The sequence below is a fragment of the Exiguobacterium sp. s128 genome (assembly GCF_018618815.1).
Classification (GTDB): Bacteria; Bacillota; Bacilli; order Exiguobacteriales; family Exiguobacteriaceae; genus Exiguobacterium_A; species Exiguobacterium_A antarcticum.
This window is the reverse complement of the sequence record NZ_JACSMT010000042.1, coordinates 1-22,264: the sequence shown is the minus strand read 5'-3', so window position 1 is coordinate 22,264 and position 22,264 is coordinate 1. Positions and strand designations below refer to the sequence as shown.

The window sequence follows — 22,264 nt, the reverse complement described above, 5'->3', positions numbered from 1 at the left end:
GGGGTAGATTCTGAATTTGTAGGCCTTGTGCTTCAACACCATTTTTCACCTCCTTCAAAGGGAATATACCCGAAAGGCAGGCTGGCGATTCATCTCCCACTTTCACTTCGTTTAGAAGTGGGCGTATTCTCGCCAAATTTTGATAAAAAAGCCATGATGTGCGGAAGTCCCACGGGGGAACGCCACACATCACGGCTTTTTGTCAGGTCCATAAACTGATCATGACAAGAATGGCAAAAATCACAAATAGGATTCCGGTACCACCGAGCATGATCAGCATGATTTTGTTCATCATAAAACGACCTCGATTCTGTAGAGACTCAGATTCTTTATATTCGTTTACTAAAAAGAACGCTTTACGTGATAATCAGTTGGCATCATGTTTCATAACGGTTTAGATAATCTTCGATCATCACCCGGTGCGACCCGACGATCTTGTCCGGTAAATCCGTTAACGGGACATACGTCAACGCAACACTTTCTTCACTGATCCGTAACGTTCCGGATGTCTCGGATGCGATGTAAGCGAGGGTGACGCTTTGAAAGACGTCACCGTTCGCAAGCGTCGTGACGTAATTTTTTCCGGAATAGACACCAAGCAATGTCAGCTGTTCCGCTACGAGACCCGTCTCTTCCAACAGCTCACGACGGGCTGTCTCTTCCGGGGACTCGGCCCATTCCATCAGACCACCGGGCAGTCCGAACCGCACCTGCGTTTCATTGCGTTGTTCAAGCAGGATTTGCCCATCAGTGATGACAAGCACAACGGCACCGACTAAAATTAACGGCGTATGGCCGACTTGATCCCGCAGCGTCTTGACGTAATTCATCGGGAAACCTCCTGATGGAACGGACAACCGGTCGGAACGCTTGGTTCTTCCACCGGAGCAGTACTCGCAAAGAAGTTGGGTCGTTTGATGTCCGGATCAAAGTCTTTATGAAACAGGTGTGTCGTGGCGCCGCTCATCGGCGGAACGAGCCAAGACCAGTCCCCCGTGACATCCCGTGCACAGAGCGCTTCGTTTTTTTCGAATCGGGCAAATTGTTTGGCTGCCGTATGATGATCGACGATGGTCACGCCGGCTTGTTCAAATGAATCGAGAACAGCGAGGTTCAGTTCGACCAACGCACGGTCCTTCCATAAGGAACGTTCCCGTGACGTATTGAGACCCAGCTGTTTTGCGACAAGCGGCAAGAGATTATAACGATCGGTATCCGCTAAATTACGGGCGCCGATTTCCGTTCCCATGTACCAGCCATTAAACGGCGCACACGGATAGGAGATGCCGCCGATTTCGAGCCGCATATCGGAGATCATCGGCACGGCGTACCACTTGACCGTTTTGTCTCCGAATAAGTCGTAGTCGGGATGGGTGATCGTTACTTCGAGCACCAGGTCGTCCGGAAGCGGATGCAGGCTGATTTTCCCATCGAGTTCAATCAACAACGGCAAAACATCAAAGGCGGTTCCTTGACCGGACCAACCGAGTGACTGGCACTGTTTGGTAAAGGCAACTGAGTTCGGGTCCCCGATGATGCCATCCGGGATCTCATATCCGGCATAACGAATCAACTGATGATTCAAGACGCGGACCCGGTCCGGGTGGAAAATCGTGATCGTCGAGCGGACCCGACCATCATTCGTCGCATAAGCGATATGTTCAAACAAGGCTTCGCGGACGGTCTCGATCGTCACGGCATCCCGTGCGTCGATGACATGGAGTTGATCCCAAAACAGACGTCCGATACAGCGATTGCTGTTGCGCCAGGCCAGTTTTGCCCCATACGCTAACTCTTGGGACGTTTGTTCATATGTCCCTGTCCGTAAAATTTCTTCCTGGACTTGATGCAGGCGATGGCTGTCTTGCGGGTATTGTTCTATATAGTCATTTAAGAAGCGTTCTGCTTCGGCTAATAAAGTAGGCACGGCGTAGAATCCTTTCTTTCCTCCAACACGGCAGTTGTTCTTGTATCAGTGTACCGTCTGTTTTCCGTTTCTGCCACTCGCTGACCGTTTTTCACTTTTTTACAAGTTCAAAAGACGTTGAAAGTTTAGAAATAGCATCAAAAGGGGGATAGAGGAAAGAATCATTCGAAAGTGAGGAAATCTGTATGTCATTATTAAAACCTGTATTTGCGCGTTTCTTCGGCGAAGCCTTCTTTGATAAGTCGGCCCAACTCGCCTATTATCTGATGTTGTCCTTATTCCCATTTTTATTATTTGTGGTTGGTTTGGTCTCATTTTTACCATTTACTTCGGGTGACGTACTCGATTTGATCCGTCCGTTTGCTCCGGCAGAAACATATGATTTGATTCGAAAAAATGTCGTCGGCATCTTTGACGATGGCGGACTGAAGCTTGCATCGATCAGTTTCCTCGCTGCTTTTTGGCTGGCATCCATGTCCGTTCAATCACTTGTCCGTTCATTAAATGATGCGTTGGAGGTGACACGGAAAGTCCCGTTTTGGAGAGGGTTGTTACAAGATTTTGGGTTTACGATTGGTATGATGGTCATCTTACCGACGTCTCTTCTTGTCCCGGTGGCTGAAAAGCTGACGAGACGCTTCATCAACCATTTTACGATCGTCGCTGATTTCGTGATGGACTATTCATGGATTTGGTTTTTATTCCGTTGGGGACTCGGGTCGTTATTCCTGTTGGTTTTCTTCATCTTGTTGTACCGGATGCTGCCGAGTGTCCGGCTGACTGTCCGCCAAGTCTTGCCCGGTTCGTTATTTGCGACGATTGCCTGGCAAGTCGTATCTGAATTCTTTTCGTATTACGCGGAATTTGGTAGTTATGACCGTCTGTACGGACAACTGGCCGGGATCATCGTCTTGATGACATGGTTTTACCTGTCTGCCGTCGTCCTGATGTTAGGTGGATTGATGAATGCCGAACGGATGCGTCAAAAGAAAGAAGACAAAATCTTAAAACCCGAAAAAATCAAACAAGAGACTGTCCGTTAAGGGTAGTCTCTTGTTTGACGTTGGATCATTTTTTGATAAAAGAACAGACTGATCAATCCGGTCGTAAACAAAGCGAGCAGGAGTAAAGAAAGTTGTTCATGGTGTGTCGTTTTCAAAAAGACACTCGTTGCGACAGCCGCATAGAAGCTTCCCAAACTCTTTTTGACAAAGTGAGTGCTGAAGAGATTAAGAAACGAAGCACCAAGGGGTGAACCGAGGAGCGCTCCGATAATCAAAACGATGCCTAAACCGAGCGGAGCCTGTGTACCCGAGATGAAATAACTCGTGACACCACCGAGTACAATCAACGTAGCCGCCGCGATACTCGTTCCAATGGCCTGTTTGAGCGGGAAACGCATCCATCCCATCAGGAGCGGTGTGAGTAAAAAACCACCACTGACACCCATCAAGGATGAAAGAATTCCGGCAGCTCCGCCAATTACGACCAATTTATAAAAAGAGGCGTGCGGAACGGGCGTCTCTCGGATGATTTTTTTTGCGGGTTTTAAGAATTGAATCGCAAACAGAAGGAGCAGGACGATGTACAGGGTGGAAATCACTGTGTCTGCTCCGCTATGTCGTTCCATCCAAAAGACGACAGGCGTAACGGCAGCTGACCCGATGATACCAGAGAATCCAATCGTGACAGCATCCCGAAGATGAAAGTTGTTTTGACGGAGATGCGCGAAGGTACCTGTCACCGTAGAACCAAGCGTCAACAGCAAACTTAAGACAATCGCTGTGCTGGGCGCGTAACCTAAAATCAATAAAAGGGGGGTGAGAATGATGCCTCCACCGATTCCGAAAAAGCCGGATAAAATGCCGATGGCGGTCCCAAGTAAAAGAAAAAGTAACAAATCCAATTGAGTTCCTTCTTTCTGTGAACTGATACAGATGACTCTACGGGTAAAGTAATGATTAGGAAAATGAATTATACTGATGCTAATGATCAGAAAAATAAATGAGGTGAAGGAATGAACTTTAATGAACTGAAGACCTTTGTCATGTTGGTCGAGACAAAACACTTTACGAAAACAGCTGAACAGCTGTATATTTCACAGCCGACGGTCAGCCTTCATTTAAAGCATCTAGAAGAACATTTTGGGCAAAGTTTGATTCATCGGCATACATTTAACAAAACGATTGAAATCTCGGAAGCAGGATGGATTGTTTATCGACATGCAAAAGAAATCCTGCACCAGACGATACGGCTGGAACAAGAAATGGATGATTTAGAAGGAATCACCCGAGGGACATTAAGAATCGCCGCGACACATACCATCTATGAAGCGATGTTAGAACAGATGATTCACGATTTTCTTCTTGCATACCCGGATGTTTCAGTCGATGCCCGCGTGATGAACCAAGAACAAGTAGAGCACGCATTACGCCATTACGAAATCGATTTAGGGATGGTGGAAGGACCACATCATTCACATCAAATCGATGCGATTCCTTTTGCGACCGACCGATTACGTATCATCGGTCACGAAAGCCTCGTTCCGGAGCAGGCCACTTGGATTTACCGGGAAGAAGGATCAGCTGCCCGTTTAGCACTGGAAACATGGTTAGCCACACAAGCGATTGTTCCAAAACGAATCATCACAGTGTATTCCAATCGGTTGATTAAACAATTGATCACAAACGGAACGGGGATCTCGATTCTCTCGGAACGTTTGGCAGGCACCTTACTTGAGTCAGAAAGATTTAAGACGCATGATGATTCACGAATTGATCAACGGATGTTTCAATTCATTACGTTAAAAGGGGAGACGACCCGCCTGTCCCAAAAGTGGATGAATGAACATTCCATATCAAACTAAAATCTTTTTCATTGACTTATACCCCTATAGGTATTATTGTATGGAATGTAGCCAATGGATATGACACAGGTCACACGGAAAAAGGAGAGTGTTCTTCGCATGGAAAAAGTATATGAAGACAAAATCATCCATCGGATGAACCGGATTGAAGGTCAGCTTCACGGCATTATCCGGATGATGAAAGAAGAAGCGTCCTGTAAAGATGTTGTCACTCAACTGAGTGCGACACGGAGCGCGATTGATCGCGTCATTGGACTTGTCGTGAGTGAAAATCTCATCGACTGTGTCACGAATGACGAAACAGCCGATAATCACGAACAGTCTGTAGCAGAAGCTGTTCAACTGTTACTGAAGAGCAGATAAAAAATTTTACAATGATTAATACCCTGTAGGGTAAAATAGATGGAGGAATTTTTCAGATGTCAGAGATTAAAAAAACAACGATTGTATTGTTCAGTGGAGATTACGATAAGGTCATGGCAGCGTATATCATTGCCAACGGAGCAGCCGCCTACGACCATGAGGTCACGATTTTCCATACGTTTTGGGGATTAAACGCGATGCGCAAGGATGAACCGATTCAACCGGATAAAACATTGCTTGAAAAAATGTTTGGCAAATTCATGCCACGTGGTGCCGACAAAATGCCGCTCTCAAAAATGAACTTCGGTGGTGCTGGTCAAAAGATGATCAAAAACGTCATGAAAAAACACAACGCAATGCCGCTTCCCGATTTAATTGAACTGGCAAAAGAGCAAGACGTGAAGCTTGTTGCCTGTACGATGACGATGGATTTGCTGGGATTAAAACAAGAAGAATTGCATGACGGGATTGAATATGCCGGTGTCGCTGCATACCTTGCCGACGCGGAAGACGGAAACGTCAACCTGTTCATCTAATCTCGAGGAGGGATGATACAAATGGATATCTTGACCATCATATTTCTAATCATCGTCGCATTTCTTGCTTATCGGATGTTTGCACCGACGAAGGGTGTCAATAAATGGTCGACGTCCGACTTGAAGCAGCATTTAGGTGACCGCAACCGATTTTATTTGGATGTCCGGACACCGGGCGAATTCAAAGGCAATCACATTAAAGGCTTTAAAAACATTCCGCTTCAAGTATTGCCGACACAACTCGACAAAATTCCGAAAGACAAAGAAGTCATCGTGATCTGTCAGAGCGGCATGCGCAGTAAACAGGCGGTCAAACAATTAAAAAAAGCGGGTTATGCCCAGGTTACAGAAGTGTCGGGCGGAATGAACGTTTGGCGTTAAAACTAGGAGGAGGAATGACAGATGAAACGATTCACAGCAAAAGAAGTACAGGAAAAGCTTGAAAACGGGGAACAGTTGAACATTATTGACGTCCGGGAAGTGGATGAAGTCAAAGAAGGAAAAATTCCGGACGCGATTCATATTCCACTCGGTCTCGTAGAATTCAAAATGAATGAACTCGATAAGAAAAAACAATACGTCATGGTCTGTCGTTCGGGTGCCCGCAGTGGGCGTGCCGCAACGTATCTTGAAGGACAAGGCTTTGATGTCATCAATATGGATGGCGGGATGATGTCTTACGAAGGCGTAACTAAGTAAAAAATTTAATCTTGATTATACCCCTATAGGTAAAGGAGCGAATACTTTTGCAGACAATTAAAACAGATATCGTACTCGATGCACGCGGTTTAGCTTGTCCGATGCCGATCGTCCGGACAAAAAAGACGATGAAGACGCTGGAACCGGGTCAAGTCGTGGAAGTTCAAGCAACTGACAAAGGATCAACAGCGGATCTCCGGGCCTGGGCCAACAGTACAGGAAACCAATACCTCGGAACGATTGAAGACGGTGACGTCTTACGCCACTACGTCCGCAAATCTTCAGGTAACGATCAGGAAGCACCAGCGTTTCAACAAGTCGTCAATAACGAGACCGTTGAAGCCGTCCGTGGCAATGCGGATACACTTATTCTGGATGTCCGGGAAACAGCCGAATATGCGTTTTCACATATCCCGAGTGCTGTCAACATTCCGCTCGGTGAACTGGAAGAACGCATGGAAGAACTCGATTCGTCGAAAACGATTTATGTCGTTTGCCGGACAGGCAGCCGGAGTGATCTAGCTTGCCAACAACTCGATGCCAAAGGATTCAACGTTCAAAACGTGATCCCCGGCATGAGTGACTGGAAGTACGATACGAATCAAACCGTTTAATCCGTAAATTACGATCAGGAGGAATCAAGCAGATGGCACAAGCAATGACAACAAAAGAAGTCACGCAAAAAATCATTCACCGTGAAAAGTTATTTATCTTGGACGTCCGTAATGAAGAGGCGTTTCAAGATTGGAAAATTGAAGGCGAACAGTTTTCATATCTCAATGTTCCGTATTTTGATTTACTCGACGGTGTCGAAGATATTTTAGATCAACTGCCGACGGACCAACCTGTTCTTGTCGTCTGTGCAAAAGAAGGGTCGTCGATTTTTGTAGCAGATTTATTGGAAGAAGCAGGACGGACCGTCTCGTATCTTTCAGGAGGCATGAAAGCCTGGAGCGAACACTTGGAGCCGATTTCACTCGGATCATTAAATGAAACCGGAGCCGATCAAGGTGAAGTCGTTCAATTCGTCCGGATCGGGAAAGGCTGCTTGTCGTACATGATCATTTCAGAAGGTGAAGCCGTTCTTGTCGATGCAACGCGGATGACAGATGTTTATCTCGATTACGCACAAGCGCGTCAACTTAACATCACACATGTCTTTGACACACATCTTCATGCCGATCATATTTCCGGTGGACGCGAGATTGCTGAAAAAACAGGAGCGACATACTGGTTGCCACCAAAAGACGCAACAGACGTCACGTTTGACTATGCAGCGCTCGAAGATGGAAGCCACGTTCAGGTAGGCGATACACAAATTGATGTCCGGGCCCTTTATTCCCCGGGACATACGATCGGTTCGACTTCATTTGTCGTCGATAATCGGTATCTCTTAACGGGAGACATCTTGTTCATCGATTCAATTGGTCGTCCGGATTTAGCCGGACTTGCAGAAGACTGGGTCGGCGATTTACGGGATTCACTGTACAACACATACCGTGAACTTTCAAAAGATCTCGTCGTGTTACCTGCTCACTTCATGTTAATCGAAGAATTGAATGAAGATGGCAGTGTCGCGGAAAAACTCGATGTGTTACTTGCGAACAATCATGGTTTGAATATCGAAGACGAAGAAACCTTCCGGAAAATGGTGACAGAAAACTTGCCACCGCAACCAAATGCGTATCAAGAAATTCGCGAGACGAACATGGGCAAACAGTCACCGGATCTCGAAGCACAACGTGAGATGGAAGTTGGACCAAACCGTTGCGCCGTCCGCTAAACTAAAAAACAAACCAATTCAGGAGGAATTATCATTATGAAATCAGAACTCGTACTCGACGCCAAAGGGCTTGCTTGCCCGATGCCAATCGTCAAAACAAAAAAAGCAATCGCTGGACTTGAATCAGGACAGATTCTTGAAATCCATGCAACAGACAAAGGTGCTAAAAACGATTTACAAGCTTGGGCAAAATCAGGTGGCCATGAGCTTGTGAAACATGAAGAAGACGCTAGTGTCTTAAAATTCTGGATCCAAAAAGGGTAATTCAAGTTGAAGGAGGGCTGACGACAGCCCTCCTTTTTTCAAAGGAGTGAATTGAATGGAAATCGGTTTTATCATAACAATTTTTTTGATTGGATTCGTCGGATCATATATTTCAGGAATGCTCGGAATTGGCGGCTCGATCATCAAATATCCGATGTTGTTATACATTCCGCCACTACTCGGATTTGCCGCATTTTCTGCCCATGAAGTCGCCGGAATCAGTGCCATTCAAGTCTTTTTTGCGACCATCGGTGGCGTCTGGGCCTATCGAAAAGGTGGCTATCTCAATAAGTCACTGATTGTGAGTATGGGTGGTGCGATTTTAATTGGGAGTTTCCTTGGCGCCTATGGTTCAAACGTCTTAGCAGAAGATACCATCAACCTCGTCTACGGAATACTCGCTTTAACGGCAGCTGTCATGATGTTCGTACCGAAAAAAGGACTGGATGACATTCCACTGGATCAAGTCCGCTTTAATAAAGGCATTGCTGCCAGTACGGCGTTCGTCGTCGGAGTGGGGGCTGGAATCGTTGGTGCAGCGGGTGCTTTCTTACTCGTGCCCATCATGCTCGTCGTCTTGAAAATTCCGACCCGGATGACGATTGCTTCTTCGCTCGCCATCACGTTCATCTCGTCGATTGGCGCTACTGTCGGAAAGATTACGACGGGGCAAGTTGATTGGGGACCGGCAACGATCATGGTCGTCGCCAGCCTGATTGCGGCACCACTCGGCGCAATTGCCGGAAAAAAGATGAATACAAAAGTCCTGCAAATCATTCTTGCGGTTTTAATCTTAGCGACAGCGATCAAAATTTGGATTGATATCTTGTAAAAGAACATCAAAGGGCTGACTCAAAAAAGAATCACTCGTTCTTTCACGCCCTTTCCTCAGGCGAGACACAAGCCAGTTTTCCTGCCTCGTTCAGGCAGGAAAGCGGATCTCGTTTGTCTCTGACAGCGCAAGTCGTCTTGCGCTTTTTGCTGTAGGAGTAGCATAAAAAGAGTGATTCTTTTCTTTAGAGAGACTGACTTTTGAGTCAGGCTCTTTTTTTGAGGAGTTACAAACGACTCTTTTCAATGACGTCGACGAGTTGCCGTTCGACATCCTGTGCGACTTGTTTTAACTCGTCTTCTTCAACTAGACCAATCAGTGCCGTTGGACGCGGCATACCGATCTTCGTTTGTCCATCTTCCGTATACACAGCAAGCTTACACGGTAAAAAGTAACCGGCACGCCGTTCAGCCGACAGGACACGGTGGGCTTCTTTCGGATTACACACTTCAAGAATATGATACAAATCGTCAAACGGTAACTCTTTTTCGGCAAACTTCTTCGCTAAATCAAACTCCCACAAGACGCCAAATGACACCTGACCGAGTTCTTCTTTTAAGCGTTCGATTGTTTCTTCTGTTGAGTAGTTAGACGTGACGGTATAATCAAACATAAATACCCCTCCTGGTTTTTTAGTGTCTTAGATGTATTTCCCTCTTTCAATAGGATGAATCGTATTTTTTGAATGTGCCAAATGAAAGCAGACTTGGCGACAAACTGTGGGAAATCAAGGTACATTAGAAAAAAGACATCCGTCCGGTTGTGGGTGACGTAAGCTTAAAAAAGGAGGCGGAGGGAGATGAGGAAACGGATGTTGACGATTCTTTCGGTCGTAGCATTGATTGCGATTATGATTGGCGGCTACTTTATCTTTCAGCAGCAACAGGCAAAATCGAGCGGAAGCAAAGAGTTGTCTTATACAAAAGAAGAAACAGCGATTTTAGCGGGCGGTTGTTTCTGGTGTATGGAACCGCCGTTTGAAGAGTTAAAAGGGGTCAAATCGGTCATTTCCGGTTATACCGGTGGAAATCTTGAAAATCCGACATACAACCAGGTATCGGCGGAGACGACCGGTCACCGGGAAGCAGTCTTAATCACGTTTGATCCATCGGTCATCTCATATAAACAATTACTGGATGTCTACTGGCGCCAAGTCGATCCGACTGATCCGAACGGTCAATTCGTCGATCAAGGCGAATCGTATACGACAGCGATTTTCTACACGAACGCAGAACAAAAACAAATCGCCGAACAATCGAAGAAAAACTTAGCCGAGAGCGGGATCTTTGATCAAAAAATCGTCACGCCGTTGATTGAAGCAGGACCGTTTTATGAGGCGGAAGACTACCATCAAGATTATTACCTGAAAAGCGAAAAGAAGTATAAATTTTATCGTGCCGCTTCCGGACGGGACGAATTCATTAACAGATATTGGAACGATCAACCAAAACTTGATTTACCGAAATATACGAAGTTAACTGACGATCAGATTAAAGCGAAGTTAACAGATATTCAATATAAGGTCACCCAAGAAGATGGGACAGAACCAGCTTTTGATAATCCGTACCATGATTTAAAGGCCGACGGAATCTACGTTGATCTGATTTCCGGTGAACCGTTATTTTCTTCAAATGATAAATTCGACTCGAAAACCGGATGGCCAAGCTTCATTCGACCGTTAGAAAAAGGAAACATCATTGAAAAAAGTGATTTTGTATTAGGGATGAAGCGGATGGAGGTCAGAAGCCGGCACGGGAATGCCCATCTTGGTCATGTCTTTAACGATGGTCCGGAACCAACCGGCTTACGTTATTGCATGAACTCGGCTGCTCTACGATTTATTCCAAAAGAGGAGTTAAAGCAAGAAGGGTACGAACAATATATTTCTGAATTTAAATAATCAACCAAACAGACACTTTTCACTTTTGTGGAAGGTGTCTTTTCTTTCGAAACTGTAAGGTGCATCTCTCGAGAAATAGCTATCCATTTTATCCAAATATTGTTTATACTATAAACAATGTATGATCATATCTTGAGGAGGAACGTTGTGAAAAAACTAACGATTTGGCTCATGCTGAGCTGTTTGATTCTGACACTTGGAATTGGACCTTCAGCGACAAAAACGGCAGCAGCAAGTGAATTGTCGGAAGCGGTACTATTGAAAGCAGGACAGGAAACCGTCCTTGAGACAGGAACAGCAGAAAAGAATACATACTGGTACAAGGTCGAACATCAAGCAGGAATCGAAAAAACAGCGACTCACTTCGAATTGTCGTTTGATACGGATCAGCCGATTGAAGTCACGGCCTATCCAAGTCAGGAAATGGCATCAAAAGACGAGACATTTGATCGTTACCGTGGATACGCGGAACCAAACGACAAAGACGTGACAAAACTTGCCGTCCCGTATGCATGGGACGGTCCATACTATGTCAAAGTCGATTATTACCCGAACATCGAAGAAGATAAAGCAACGAAAGCGGCTCACGTCAAATTAACGTATAACGATGTTACATTGCCTGTCGAATATGAGCCGATCAGCGATATGAGCTGTATGGCGGAAGAAGCCCTCAAACAAACGACGGACGAGAAACCATTGCTTGCATTGATGCACGCGATTCAAAAACAAGTTTTAAGTCAGTCGGAAGAAGGACGAAGCTTGACGTCGTTGTACTATAAAGTCTCTCCATACGTCGTCAAAACACTTCTCTTCAATAAAGATAAGCGTACACAGACGTATGAAGATTTAAAAACGCTTAAACCGGCGATGACAGCTCTCGTCAACGGAACGGCATACACGTTAACGAAAACGGATCAAACGGCCATCAATCGATTGCATGCTTTGACGCGTGACGCGTCACCAGAAGTCATCGCAACCGAAATCAATCAAGTCGCGAAAAAAGCGAGTATCGAAACCATCGGTGGTTCTGATTTGAGTGAAGCCTTCAAACCGTTTGGCATCAGTGTCAAATCAGAGGCGAAAACACGTTTCATCGTTAAGTTGAAACCGGGTCAGACACAACGGACGATGAAAATCAACGGTACGCAAGCGGCAGATGTCGAGAAATTATCACTTGGTAGAACAGGTCAGTTTGTCATCGTCACAGAAGATCCGACGGTCAAAAACCAATCGGCAGCTGTGCTGAAACAAGCATTGAAGAAATCAAGTGCCGTTGAATATGTCGAGGAAATCCAGACATACCGGGCAACGGGCGACATCAACTACAACTACCAATGGTCGCTCAATCAAAAATCAAATGTCGAACAATTCCCGGACGCTGGCATCGGGTTTGAACAGTTCGTAAAGAACAATTCAGGTCAAACGCTAAAACCGGTCACGATTGCGGTCATCGATACAGGGGTCGATTATCGCCTTAAAGATCTGCAAGGAAAAGTCGATATTGCCCAGGAAAAGAACTATGTCGATGTCAATGGAAACGGAGATGCGTTGGATGACAACGGTCACGGAACACATGTCTCAGGTGTCATCGCGGCAGCGCTCGATAACGAGTATGGTATTCGCGGGATTCATCAATCAGCGAAGATCCTTCCAATCAAAGTGTTGAATGCCAACGGTGAAGGCGAGACCGACGCCATCGCACTCGGAATCAAATATGCGGTTGATCATGGCGCAAAAATCATCAATATGAGTCTAGGCGGCGGCGAGAGCCGGACGATGGCTTACATGATGAAATATGCAGCGGATCACGGCGTGACGGTCGTTGCAGCTTCAGGGAACGAATATGATATGTCTGTCGGTTTCCCCGCCAGTTCAGAATATGCAATTTCTGTCGGAGCGACAAACCCGCTCGGTATGGTTGCTGATTACTCGAACTACGGAATTGGACTGGATGTCGTCGCACCTGGTTCGAAAATCGCGAGTCTCGTTCCGGACGGCAATACGGTCTACATGGACGGAACAAGTATGGCTTCCCCACACGTGGCGGCAGTCGCGGGAATCCTTGCGTCACTCAATGACAAGTTGACACCAAAACAAATCGAAACGATCCTACGGACAAGCGCGGAGCCACTCGCCTTTGAAAATCCGAATGATTGGTACGATGAAGACGAAGATATGGAAGATGAGTATCCACCGGGATATGAAAAAGAAATGACACCGGACTTCCCGGCATTCGTCAGCCCGGTATCCGGATACGGAAAAGTGAACATCACGCGTGCCATCTCTCAATTGCACTTAAACGGTAAAGTCAATCCGGTTTATGACAATCAGCTTGTTGTCAGTGGACAAGTCAAAACCGGTACAACAGTGGAAGTGTGGTCGACGAAGAAGTTGACAGATACAAAAGATACGGCAAAAATGTTGGCAAAAACAACAGCAAAATCAGGTAAGTACAGTGTGACGATTCCACGTCAGGAAAAAACATCGGTCTTGACGATCCGTTACGCAAACGGACTTGATGTCACGTCAGAACGGACGGAAGTCTTACCAGGAAAAGCACCGGCTGCTCCAAAAGTCGATCGTGTCCTTGCCGGCGCAACAAAAGTGACGGGAACAGCGATCGTTAATGGTAAAATCACAATCAAAGACGCAAAAAACAAGATTGTTGGAACAGCGGTTGTCGACAGTAAAGGGAAATTCACTGTCAAAGTCAAAGAACTGGCACCGAATACCCGTCTCGCAGTCACGGTCAAAGACATCGCGAACCGTTCGAGTAAAGCGACCGTCATCACGGTTCTTGCTCCGCCAACGGCACCAAAAGTCAATCCGGTGACAGCCGGTGCGACAAAGGTAACCGGAACGGGCGAAAAGAAAGCACGGATCTCTATCCAAAATGCAAAAAAAACAGTCATTGCCAAAGGAACAGTCACCTCTAAAGGAACGTTTTCTGTGAAAATCGCTAAACAAAAAGCAGGAGCGAAACTATATGTGTATGCTGAAAACAATCTCAAGCAAACAAGTACAAAAACAACAGTTGTCGTTAAAAAAGCTAAAAAATAAGTCTTCGAACAAGCCTTTTTCGGGTAAAACGAAAAAGGCTTGTTTTTTTAGTCAGTTATCTTGCTTTTAAAGTATTTTTTTTGAAAATATGGTATTTTTAATTGATTAGACTAATTTTAAGGCAAGCATCATTCGAATCGAATGATGAGGAGGATATTTGATGATGAATTGGATTCGGAGACGAATCGGGCGGCAACTATTGGCAGTGTTTTATGTAGTATTGTTTTTGGTCTCGATTACTTCCTTTTTTGTCTATGATTACATGGAAGAGCGGATCGAATCGTCACGGGGGGATCTAGAAGTCATCAGTGAACAAAATCGACGGGCAGATACATTATGGGACAACTGGCAAACGGTCCAATTTGGTCTGCGGGGATTCGTCATCTTTGGTGATCAGGAACGTTTTGATGAAATCCAGGAACTTCGAACCGAAATCAAAAGTGAGACGGATTGGTTTGTACGTAATGGGAAAACCGATGAAGAAGAAGAATTCGCAGCTCAGATGACGAATTTGTATGACTTGTACTACAGTGCGTTATTCCCGCTGACTCAGTCGTATGTCAATGAAAAAAAGGCAGGGGCGATCCGGGAAGACTTTTTAGAAGGCGATAGCTTATTTTCATTGCCCATCGCTGAACGATTAGTCGAGCAGGGACAGCTTAAACAAACGGCAGATGGTTCAATCGACATCACACCTGACATCGAGAAGGCTTCTTCGGCACTCAATGAGTACCGGAATAATCTGCAACAACAACAAAATGATGCCGTCATGAATCTGCGGAGTGAAGTCGCCAAGACACAATGGATTTGGATTTCGAGTATTCTTGTTTTGATTGCGTTCATTTTATTGTTTGTCCATCCGTTTTTGAAGCGAATGACCAAACAGTTGTTACGTTTGATCGACGATAATCAAAAACTCTCGCGCAATGAACCGATTGAGATGGATTTGACGGAACAGCGGACAGATGAGATAGGCATGTTACGTTCGTCCTTTAATCAGATGGCCGTCACGACGAATGCCCATAAAGAAGAGATGCAAGGGAAAAACGAAGAGTTGCAGGCGCAAAGCGAGGAACTACTTGCCCAGCAGGAAGAATTACAATCACAACAGGTAGAATTGGAAGAAGCCTATCAGGCAACCAAACAAAATGAAGAAAAGTTGAAGATGCGCAGTGAACTGACGAAAGCACTTGCTGTCCGAGAAACGGTCGAGTCCTATCCGGCAATCGTCCAAAAGATGTTGGATATCACGTCATCTGAATATGGGGCGTTGCTATTGTATGATGACGGTACGTACATCGGGGCGACGACGAATGGGATGAAAATTCAACAGATTCAAGCGTTTTTAGAAGATCATACTTCTTTATTAAGTCGTATGCACTCGAATGTGCATTAAAAGTTCTTCTTGTTCAGCCGTCAAAACAGGGAGTAAATCAAAGATTTTTTGAGCGGCACTATAGATGACAGCTTCTAATACATCGGCGTCATGAACGGTGGTTAATTGCTGGGTCAGCAAATCGACTTGCCCCCGAATGAAATTGTAGTGAAAAGGTTTGATGAAAGGTTCCATATCGAATCGCTCCTTTGTAGTCCTCTATTCACTAAAACACTTTTCTTAAAACGGTATTTTTTTGTTTTCGTCATCTGTCCTGCGGGAAATAAATACCTGAGGAGGTGTACAGGAATGCAACCGTTAACCGGACTACGCTTTTTGAATCTGGTCAGTTTTTTATTTGTTCTCTTAGCACGTGTCGTCTGGTATGAAACACCAACCGGAGATTCACTCGCAATCATGCCTGCGTCATTCATTGATGCGATTTTCGGTGTCGTCTACACGACTTTGTTGATTTGGTGTATCCGACCGGTTCAAGCCTATCCGGCCGATCGGACATTGATTTTTGATATTAGCGGATGGTTTATGCTGACGATGCTTGGATTCGGAGCGAGTAGCATCATCGGTCCACCATGGGAACTCGTATCGACGACGATCTCTTTTATTAGTTTATGCATCATTTATATAAAAATTCAACATCATCCGAACCGTTCACCTTGGATGCGTTCACCGTTTTCTGTATTCCTTGCCTGGTCGAGTGTCCAGGTTCTGATTCTGCCGTTTCGTATTTTGCAAGATTTTCGTTTTGATGATTTATTTGGTCTGACGGCCACCCAATGGGTCAGTCTGATGTTGCTCGTTTTTGCTGGTGGCGCTCTCTGCTTTGTTTTGATTCATGCCGACTGGGTTTTTGGGCTTGTCATCATTTGGTATTACATCGGTTTGTTTTTTAACGAACGATTAAACAGTCTCCAGCAAGGACTGACGATCGGAATTATAATTGTGCTGATGATTGCAATCATTCTTGTGTTCCGCAAACGGGATCAATTATTTTCAAAAGAAAAAAGACCGATTTCTCAAGAAAGCGACAGTTGATGTCGTTGCTTTTCAGTTTTTGGGGTATATCCCTTATAGAAGTATAAAAGGGGGAAATGACCAATGGGGAAAAAACAGTTGATCGGTACGTACGAAAATGAGACGGATTTGATTCGTCAGATTGAAGATTTACATTTCGCTGGTTATCTGGAAGAAGACCTATATGTCGTCTTACAAGATAAAACCGACATGGCGATGTTGCGTGGGCAATCAGCCGCACAACTCGTTTCCGGGAAACAGACGTTGTTTGAACGGTTTACAGGAAAAGGAGTCACGGATGAAGAGACACGTGACGCATTTCATTCACTCGGGCTCAAAGAAGGTGAAGTGGAACGACATGTCGCGAGTGTGAGAAGTGGTGCTTACGTACTGCTTGCCGACGAAGAAGGAGCAACTCGTCCGGCACCAGAACAAAAAAGTATTTTAGAGAGTGAACCGGAAGGCATCGAGGCCGAGCGGAAGCTTGATCATGAGAACCGCGCGCTCGAAAATGAAAACGATCGGATGTTGTAATCGTGCCTGAGTGGAAAGGGTGAACAACGATGGATAGCCATTATCATACGATTTTAGTAGCGGTCGATGGATCAAAGACGGCGGATTTAGCTTTTGAAAAAGCCGTCCAGTTCGCGAAACTTGATCAAGCCAAGTTGGTCATCGCACATGTCATCGATATTCAAACCTTTGCGAACGTCCGGGCCAATCAACGGTTCATTGATCAAAACGTAACTGAGTATGCGCAGGAGTTACTCGACAAGTATGAGAAACGGGCGAAGGAAGCCGGTTTGGAAGCGGTCGAACTCGTCATCGAAACAGGATCACCCAAAACGTTGATTCCGAAAGTCATCGCTCCACGGGTCGGAGCCGGATTAATCGTCTGTGGTGCCGTCGGGATGAACGCGATGGAACGGATCATGATCGGAAGTGTCTCGGAAAACATCTCGCGGTATGCGAAGTGTGACATCTATATCGTTCGCCCTAAAACACTCAAATAACAGAAGATACAAAAAAAGCTGCTTCGATCTCATCGAAGCAGCTTTTTTGTCGGCTGATCTAAGTCAGGTCAATAAATAATAAAAGATTCCGAGAATGATCAAGATGACGGGTAATAAGACCAAATACATCCAAGACATGTTTTTCGCCGTTTGACTATTGCTGTAGGTTTCTTCATTCCGACTCTGTCCGACCATCACTGTAAAAATAAGTCCAAGTACACAGATCACTAATGCAATCCAGAATAATGCGGTCATTTGTAGTCCTCCTTTACCTATGATGATGCTCACTCTCATCATAACGAAAATTGGATTTACATGTCAGGATAATTGTGACAGTTTGGAGTTGACGCTATCTGGTTTAGGGGCTAAACTACTTATATGAGTTTAGGGGGTAAACTATCATGAAAGAGAATCTTCGAGAAGCCGTACTGCTGTTTGAAGAGGTGATGATTCACGGGACAGAACGGGTCCTGAAATCTGTTGATTCGCCAGTCTGGCGTCTCTACTCACCGGAGCAACTCCATTTGTTGAAGCTGGTCGATAAATACGGTCCGGTCGCGTCCGGTCGGATTGCGGTCATGCAAGGAGTGCATAAAAGTGCGATTTCGAATCGGTTAAAAAAACTGAACGAACATGGTTTAGTCGAGGTCGAACGTTCAGAAGATGATCATCGGACAAAGCGAATCGTCTTGACGGAAGCAGGACGAGAAGTCGTCGAGGCTTCGAATCAAGCGATTTACAGTTATTTGGAACAATTGATTGACGGCAAAGTCGATGATAAGGAAATCAAACAATTCATCGAAACGTTCCGGAAAGTCAAAGCGATTTTGAAGATTGAAGATTAATTCAGAAAAATAGAGACAGAAGAGGTGGAACAGGAATGCGACAAATCGTCAAATGGCGTTGGCCGATCGTAATCGTCTTGTTGCTTGCGACAGTCGGATTATTTTTAGCCGCACCGAACTTATCGAAACAAGCAGAAGAGGCTGGTGCGATCCAGTTAGCAAGTGATACAGATTCACAACGGGCAGCCGATATTTTAAAGGCGGCCGGAGCAAGTGAAGAAACCATTTCACTTGTCATCCCCTTAAAAGAAGCGGTCACAAAAGAAGACCGGTCAGAGATTGGTCAAATCGTCAAGGATTTAGAACAATTGGATGAGCCGGTCACAGGTGTCTTGAACCCATTCGAAAGCAAGGAAACGGAAGGACAGTTGATCTCAAAAGATAAAAAAACGGTCCTCGTTCCGATCACGGTCGATGGTTCACAAGACGAAATCACGACACTCGCCGAGCAGATTCGGACGGATCTCTTACCGGACGACCGGACAATTTATCTGACGGGTGAGTCGCTCATCAATGCAGATGTCAATACGAGTTCGCAAGAAGGGTTGAAACGAACGGAATTGATTACCGTCGGATTGATTTTTGGTCTGTTGCTGATCGTCTTCCGGTCAATCGTTACGCCGTTTGTTCCGCTATTCGCAGTCGGCGTGACGTATTTGATGAGCCAGTCGTTTGTCGCCTTTTTCGTCGATTGGTTCGGATTCCCCGTCTCGAACTTTACGCAAATTTTCCTTGTTGCGATTCTGTTTGGGATTGGGACGGATTACTGTATCTTACTCCTCAGTCGGTATAAAGAGGAATTAACGGCAGGGCACGATGTGGAAACGGCAATCGTCAACACGTACCAAACAGCAGGGCGGACGTTACTGATCAGTGGTCTGGCCGTTCTCGTCGGCTTCTCGGCGATTGGGTTTGCCGATTTCCCGATCTTTAAATCATCCGTCGCCGTTGCGGTCGGAATCGCTGTACTCTTACTTGTTCTGTTCACACTCGTTCCGTTCTTCATGGCGACATTAAAAGAGAAGCTATTCTGGCCATCGAAAAATGCCGCGAGTCATAAAGACAGCCGATTATGGGCACGGTATGGCGGATTATCGATTCGCCGTCCGCTCCTTGCGATGGCAATCGTCGCCGTCATCACGATTCCGACACTGTTTACGTATGACGACGATCTTTCGTTTAATACCGTCGATGAGATTGGTGAAAAATACGAAACCGTCAAAGGGTTAAATGCGATTTCTGACGGCTTTGGTGCCGGTGAGTCATTGCCGGTCAATATCATTCTAAAAGACGATCAAAAACTCGTGACGGAAGAAACAGTCCCGTATGCGGAGCAATTGAGTCGTGAACTCGTTAAACTCGACGGGGTCAAAGCCGTTCGTTCGATTTCACGTCCGACCGGTGACGTCATCGATGATCTGTATGTCGACCAACAACTGAAACAAGTCGCAGATGGTCTGACGGACGCAAAAGACGGACTCGGTGAAGTTGGTCAAGGACTTCAGACGGTCGAAGAAAACCTGAACACGATCAGTGGTCAGATTCCGGCAGGTGATCAGGCGACAGCCGGGGCCGCACAGTTGCAGCAAGCGGCGACTGGTCTCGGTCAAATCAATCAGCAGATAGCACTTGTCGGACAAGGGTTACAATCTGCCGAAAATATCCCCCAAACGGTTGGGACATTGACAGCGTTATCCGGTCAACTGTCACAAATTCAGACGGGTATCGCGCAAGCGGCAGCGGGGATTGAAACGCAAGGGGCACAAGCCGGTCAACTCGGAGGCGGATTAACGCAACTTGCGGATGGTGTCGGTTCTGCGAATGAAGGGCTTGGAAAGATTGAAGCCGGATTGACTGACGCCGCCGATTTCCTCAAAGAGATGGGCGATTCAGAAACGATTCGTGGTACAGGAATGTTCATTCCGAAAGATACCTTGTCGAGCAAAGACTTTGAGCCGGTCATCGAACGCTATACGATTGATGACGAAACCGGATTGAAGTTCGAAGTCATCTTAAACAACGATCCGTATTCACCGGAAGCGATTGAAACGGTTGCTGCCATCAAGAAAACAACAGCCAGCACGTTAAAAGATACACCACTCGAGCAGGCACAAGTGGCTTACGGTGGTATTTCGAGTATCAACAGTGATTTAAATGATACGTCAAAAGCTGACTTTACCCGGACGGTCGTCATCATGATCGTCAGCTTGTTCGTCATCCTTGCAGTCATGTTCCGTTCGTTGATCATGCCACTGTTTATGATCGGTTCATTGTTATTGACGTACTATACGTCGGTCTCGATTACTGAATTGATTTTCGTCAATGGACTTGGTTACGATGGAATCAGCTGGGCCGTTCCATTCTTCGGATTCGTCATGCTGGTTGCCCTTGGGATTGACTATTCCATCTTCCTCCTTGATCGTTTCCGGGAAGAAACGATCAACGGATTGGATACAAAAGAAGCCATGTATGTCTCGATGAAGAAAATGGGCTCGGTCATCATTACGGCGGCCATCATTTTGGCCGGAACGTTTGGTGCCATGATGCCATCTGGTGTTCTCAGTCTTGTCCAGATTGCGACGATTGTCATAACGGGTCTCCTGTTATACGGATTGATTGTCCTACCACTTCTGATTCCAGCGATTACAGTTTCGTTTGGACCAGGTGTCTGGTGGCCATTCCGTCAAAAACAGAATAAAAAATAAGAAATTCCAGTCGTCCATCCGGGCATCCCCCGGATGGACTTTTTCGGTATACTGAACAAGGAGGCGATCATCATACAACAATTTAAACAGTTAACCCACCGGATTTGGTACCAGACACCGGTCAGTGAGACGGATCGACCCATCGTCGCGGTGATTACGGGGGACGACCGGAGTCTCGTCATCGATGCCGGAAATTCGAGCCAACACGCCGCTCTATTTTTAGAGGAGATGAAAAAACAAGGGCTGAAACAACCGGACCTCGTTGCATTGACGCATTGGCACTGGGATCATATCTTCGGAATGAAACAGATGGCCGTGCCGACGATTGCGACGAAACGGACGGTTGAAGAGATGCAAAAGATGATGGATTACGAATGGTCGGATGAGGCACTCGAGGAACGGATCCAACAAGAGATTGAAATTCCGTTTTGTGCCGATGCGATCAAACTGGAGTTCGGAGCAAACCGTGACATCGAGATCGTCTTGCCGACGATTCAATTCGAAGGGCAACTTGAAGTGGATCTTGGTGGAGTTCAGTGTCTCCTGCGGCAAGTCGAAAATGATCATTCGCCAGAGAGTGCATTGATCTATATTCCACAAGAACGGGTCCTGTTTTTAGGGGACGCGATGTATGCGGATATCTTTTCTGCCAAGTGGAACTATACGACCGACCAAACAACCCGTTTACTGGATGTCATCGCGGAATATGACGCCGACTATTACGTCTGGTCACATGGCGAAGCGATGCCAAAGGATGAATTTGAACAAGAAGTCATGGTGTTGCGTCGGGCGATTGAGGTGACGCAGCAAGCTTCAGGCCAGGTATCCGACATGCGCCGGTTGTATCGTGAGAGGGTCGAACGGGACTTGACGACGGGTGAGGAAGAAACACTCGTGTTTTTCGCAAACGGAACCAAAAAATAATTGAAGCGAATCGGCAGGTTTGTGTGGTTCAAACGAGAATTCCTTATTATATGACGAATTGTAATATTAAGTGCAACACCTGACGGAAAACACAAAAAGCCCATAACGGCCTCGTGTAGAATGGAGTTACCACACCACAT

General features: G+C 45.9%; 25 protein-coding genes. 19 read left to right on the top strand and 6 right to left on the bottom strand.

Going from position 1 to position 22,264, the window contains the following annotated elements; all coding sequences use genetic code 11:
- Positions 1-377 precede the first annotated feature (377 nt).
- Both KNQ13_RS13070 and KNQ13_RS13065 read right to left on the bottom strand, forming a co-directional pair.
- Positions 378-830 (bottom strand): NUDIX hydrolase, encoded by a 453-nt coding sequence (locus tag KNQ13_RS13070; protein ID WP_026830666.1) that lies wholly within the window; start codon positions 828-830, stop codon positions 378-380.
- Positions 827-1,927 (bottom strand): nitric oxide synthase oxygenase, encoded by a 1,101-nt coding sequence (locus KNQ13_RS13065; RefSeq protein WP_026830667.1) that lies wholly within the window; start codon positions 1,925-1,927, stop codon positions 827-829. Before KNQ13_RS13065 ends, KNQ13_RS13070 begins: the two co-directional genes overlap by 4 nt.
- Before the next feature lie 185 nt (positions 1,928-2,112).
- Between KNQ13_RS13065 and KNQ13_RS13060 the strand changes: the two genes are divergently transcribed.
- Positions 2,113-2,970 (top strand): YihY/virulence factor BrkB family protein, encoded by an 858-nt coding sequence (locus KNQ13_RS13060; RefSeq protein WP_014969357.1) that lies wholly within the window; start codon positions 2,113-2,115, stop codon positions 2,968-2,970.
- Here the strand turns inward: KNQ13_RS13060 and KNQ13_RS13055 are convergent.
- Positions 2,967-3,833, bottom strand: a complete 867-nt coding sequence (locus tag KNQ13_RS13055; RefSeq protein WP_026830668.1) for a sulfite exporter TauE/SafE family protein — start codon at positions 3,831-3,833, stop codon at positions 2,967-2,969. The genes KNQ13_RS13060 and KNQ13_RS13055 overlap by 4 nt on opposite strands.
- 111 nt (positions 3,834-3,944) lie before the next feature.
- On the opposite strand from KNQ13_RS13055, the gene KNQ13_RS13050 reads away from it, so the two are divergent.
- From KNQ13_RS13050 to KNQ13_RS13010, 9 genes are all read left to right on the top strand, one after another.
- A complete protein-coding gene (locus KNQ13_RS13050) occupies positions 3,945-4,793 on the top strand; it encodes a LysR family transcriptional regulator (protein WP_026830669.1) in 849 nt (282 codons plus the stop codon).
- Between the two features lie 99 nt (positions 4,794-4,892).
- Positions 4,893-5,156 (top strand): metal-sensitive transcriptional regulator, encoded by a 264-nt coding sequence (locus KNQ13_RS13045; RefSeq protein ID WP_014969360.1) that lies wholly within the window; start codon positions 4,893-4,895, stop codon positions 5,154-5,156.
- A 56-nt stretch (positions 5,157-5,212) separates the two neighbouring features.
- Positions 5,213-5,692 (top strand): DsrE/DsrF/DrsH-like family protein, encoded by a 480-nt coding sequence (locus tag KNQ13_RS13040; protein ID WP_014969361.1) that lies wholly within the window; start codon positions 5,213-5,215, stop codon positions 5,690-5,692.
- Between the two features lie 21 nt (positions 5,693-5,713).
- Entirely contained in the window at positions 5,714-6,073 is a 360-nt protein-coding gene (locus KNQ13_RS13035) for a rhodanese-like domain-containing protein (protein ID WP_026830670.1), read from the top strand.
- 21 nt (positions 6,074-6,094) lie between these two features.
- The gene (locus tag KNQ13_RS13030) at positions 6,095-6,391 is read left to right on the top strand and encodes a rhodanese-like domain-containing protein (protein ID WP_026830671.1); all 297 of its coding nucleotides are present in this window, start codon (positions 6,095-6,097) and stop codon (positions 6,389-6,391) included.
- 47 nt (positions 6,392-6,438) lie between these two features.
- Entirely contained in the window at positions 6,439-7,005 is a 567-nt protein-coding gene (locus KNQ13_RS13025; RefSeq protein WP_026830672.1) for a sulfurtransferase TusA family protein, read from the top strand.
- 32 nt (positions 7,006-7,037) lie between these two features.
- Complete coding sequence (locus KNQ13_RS13020) at positions 7,038-8,174, top strand: MBL fold metallo-hydrolase (protein ID WP_026830673.1); 1,137 nt, start codon at positions 7,038-7,040, stop codon at positions 8,172-8,174.
- Positions 8,175-8,210: 36 nt separating this feature from the next.
- Positions 8,211-8,438 (top strand): sulfurtransferase TusA family protein, encoded by a 228-nt coding sequence (locus tag KNQ13_RS13015; RefSeq protein ID WP_012369262.1) that lies wholly within the window; start codon positions 8,211-8,213, stop codon positions 8,436-8,438.
- A gap of 55 nt (positions 8,439-8,493) precedes the next feature.
- On the top strand, positions 8,494-9,270 hold the full coding sequence (locus tag KNQ13_RS13010) for a sulfite exporter TauE/SafE family protein (RefSeq protein ID WP_014969366.1): 777 nt from the start codon (positions 8,494-8,496) through the stop codon (positions 9,268-9,270).
- 226 nt (positions 9,271-9,496) lie between these two features.
- Here the strand turns inward: KNQ13_RS13010 and KNQ13_RS13005 are convergent, their stop codons facing one another.
- Positions 9,497-9,883, bottom strand: coding sequence for a DUF302 domain-containing protein (locus tag KNQ13_RS13005; protein WP_026830674.1), 387 nt, complete (start codon positions 9,881-9,883; stop codon positions 9,497-9,499).
- Between the two features lie 186 nt (positions 9,884-10,069).
- Between KNQ13_RS13005 and msrB the strand changes: the two genes are divergently transcribed.
- The 3 genes from msrB (at position 10,070) to KNQ13_RS12990 (ending at position 15,626) form a co-directional block, all read left to right on the top strand.
- Positions 10,070-11,170: a peptide-methionine (R)-S-oxide reductase MsrB gene (gene msrB, locus KNQ13_RS13000; RefSeq protein WP_026830675.1), complete on the top strand. Its 1,101-nt coding sequence runs from the start codon at positions 10,070-10,072 to the stop codon at positions 11,168-11,170.
- A 147-nt stretch (positions 11,171-11,317) separates the two neighbouring features.
- Positions 11,318-14,230, top strand: a complete 2,913-nt coding sequence (locus tag KNQ13_RS12995) for a S8 family peptidase (RefSeq protein ID WP_026830676.1) — start codon at positions 11,318-11,320, stop codon at positions 14,228-14,230.
- A 160-nt stretch (positions 14,231-14,390) separates the two neighbouring features.
- Positions 14,391-15,626, top strand: a complete 1,236-nt coding sequence (locus KNQ13_RS12990; RefSeq protein WP_236624361.1) for a sensor histidine kinase — start codon at positions 14,391-14,393, stop codon at positions 15,624-15,626.
- Here the strand turns inward: KNQ13_RS12990 and KNQ13_RS12985 are convergent.
- On the bottom strand, positions 15,597-15,800 hold the full coding sequence (locus KNQ13_RS12985; RefSeq protein ID WP_026830677.1) for a hypothetical protein: 204 nt from the start codon (positions 15,798-15,800) through the stop codon (positions 15,597-15,599). The two genes, KNQ13_RS12990 and KNQ13_RS12985, sit on opposite strands and share 30 nt — an antisense overlap.
- A 114-nt stretch (positions 15,801-15,914) precedes the next feature.
- On the opposite strand from KNQ13_RS12985, the gene KNQ13_RS12980 reads away from it, so the two are divergent.
- The 3 genes from KNQ13_RS12980 to KNQ13_RS12970 all read left to right on the top strand — a co-directional run bounded on the left by KNQ13_RS12980 (position 15,915) and on the right by KNQ13_RS12970 (position 17,650).
- Complete coding sequence (locus KNQ13_RS12980; protein WP_026830678.1) at positions 15,915-16,658, top strand: hypothetical protein; 744 nt, start codon at positions 15,915-15,917, stop codon at positions 16,656-16,658.
- A gap of 63 nt (positions 16,659-16,721) precedes the next feature.
- Positions 16,722-17,171 carry a general stress protein gene (locus tag KNQ13_RS12975; RefSeq protein ID WP_026830679.1) on the top strand — a complete coding sequence of 150 codons (450 nt, stop codon included), beginning with the start codon at positions 16,722-16,724 and terminating at the stop codon, positions 17,169-17,171.
- A gap of 29 nt (positions 17,172-17,200) precedes the next feature.
- Positions 17,201-17,650 (top strand): universal stress protein, encoded by a 450-nt coding sequence (locus KNQ13_RS12970; RefSeq protein ID WP_014969373.1) that lies wholly within the window; start codon positions 17,201-17,203, stop codon positions 17,648-17,650.
- 63 nt (positions 17,651-17,713) lie between these two features.
- Here the strand turns inward: KNQ13_RS12970 and KNQ13_RS12965 are convergent, their stop codons facing one another.
- Complete coding sequence (locus KNQ13_RS12965) at positions 17,714-17,905, bottom strand: hypothetical protein (RefSeq protein WP_014969374.1); 192 nt, start codon at positions 17,903-17,905, stop codon at positions 17,714-17,716.
- Between the two features lie 146 nt (positions 17,906-18,051).
- Here KNQ13_RS12965 and KNQ13_RS12960 point away from each other — a divergent pair, with 146 nt between their 5' ends.
- The 3 genes from KNQ13_RS12960 to KNQ13_RS12950 are packed head-to-tail and all read left to right on the top strand — an operon-like array spanning position 18,052 to position 22,124.
- Complete coding sequence (locus KNQ13_RS12960) at positions 18,052-18,495, top strand: MarR family winged helix-turn-helix transcriptional regulator (protein WP_014969375.1); 444 nt, start codon at positions 18,052-18,054, stop codon at positions 18,493-18,495.
- Positions 18,496-18,530: 35 nt separating this feature from the next.
- Positions 18,531-21,200: an MMPL family transporter gene (locus KNQ13_RS12955; RefSeq protein WP_209548351.1), complete on the top strand. Its 2,670-nt coding sequence runs from the start codon at positions 18,531-18,533 to the stop codon at positions 21,198-21,200.
- Positions 21,201-21,233: 33 nt separating this feature from the next.
- Positions 21,234-22,124 (top strand): MBL fold metallo-hydrolase, encoded by an 891-nt coding sequence (locus KNQ13_RS12950; protein ID WP_236624362.1) that lies wholly within the window; start codon positions 21,234-21,236, stop codon positions 22,122-22,124.
- Positions 22,125-22,264 lie beyond the last annotated feature (140 nt).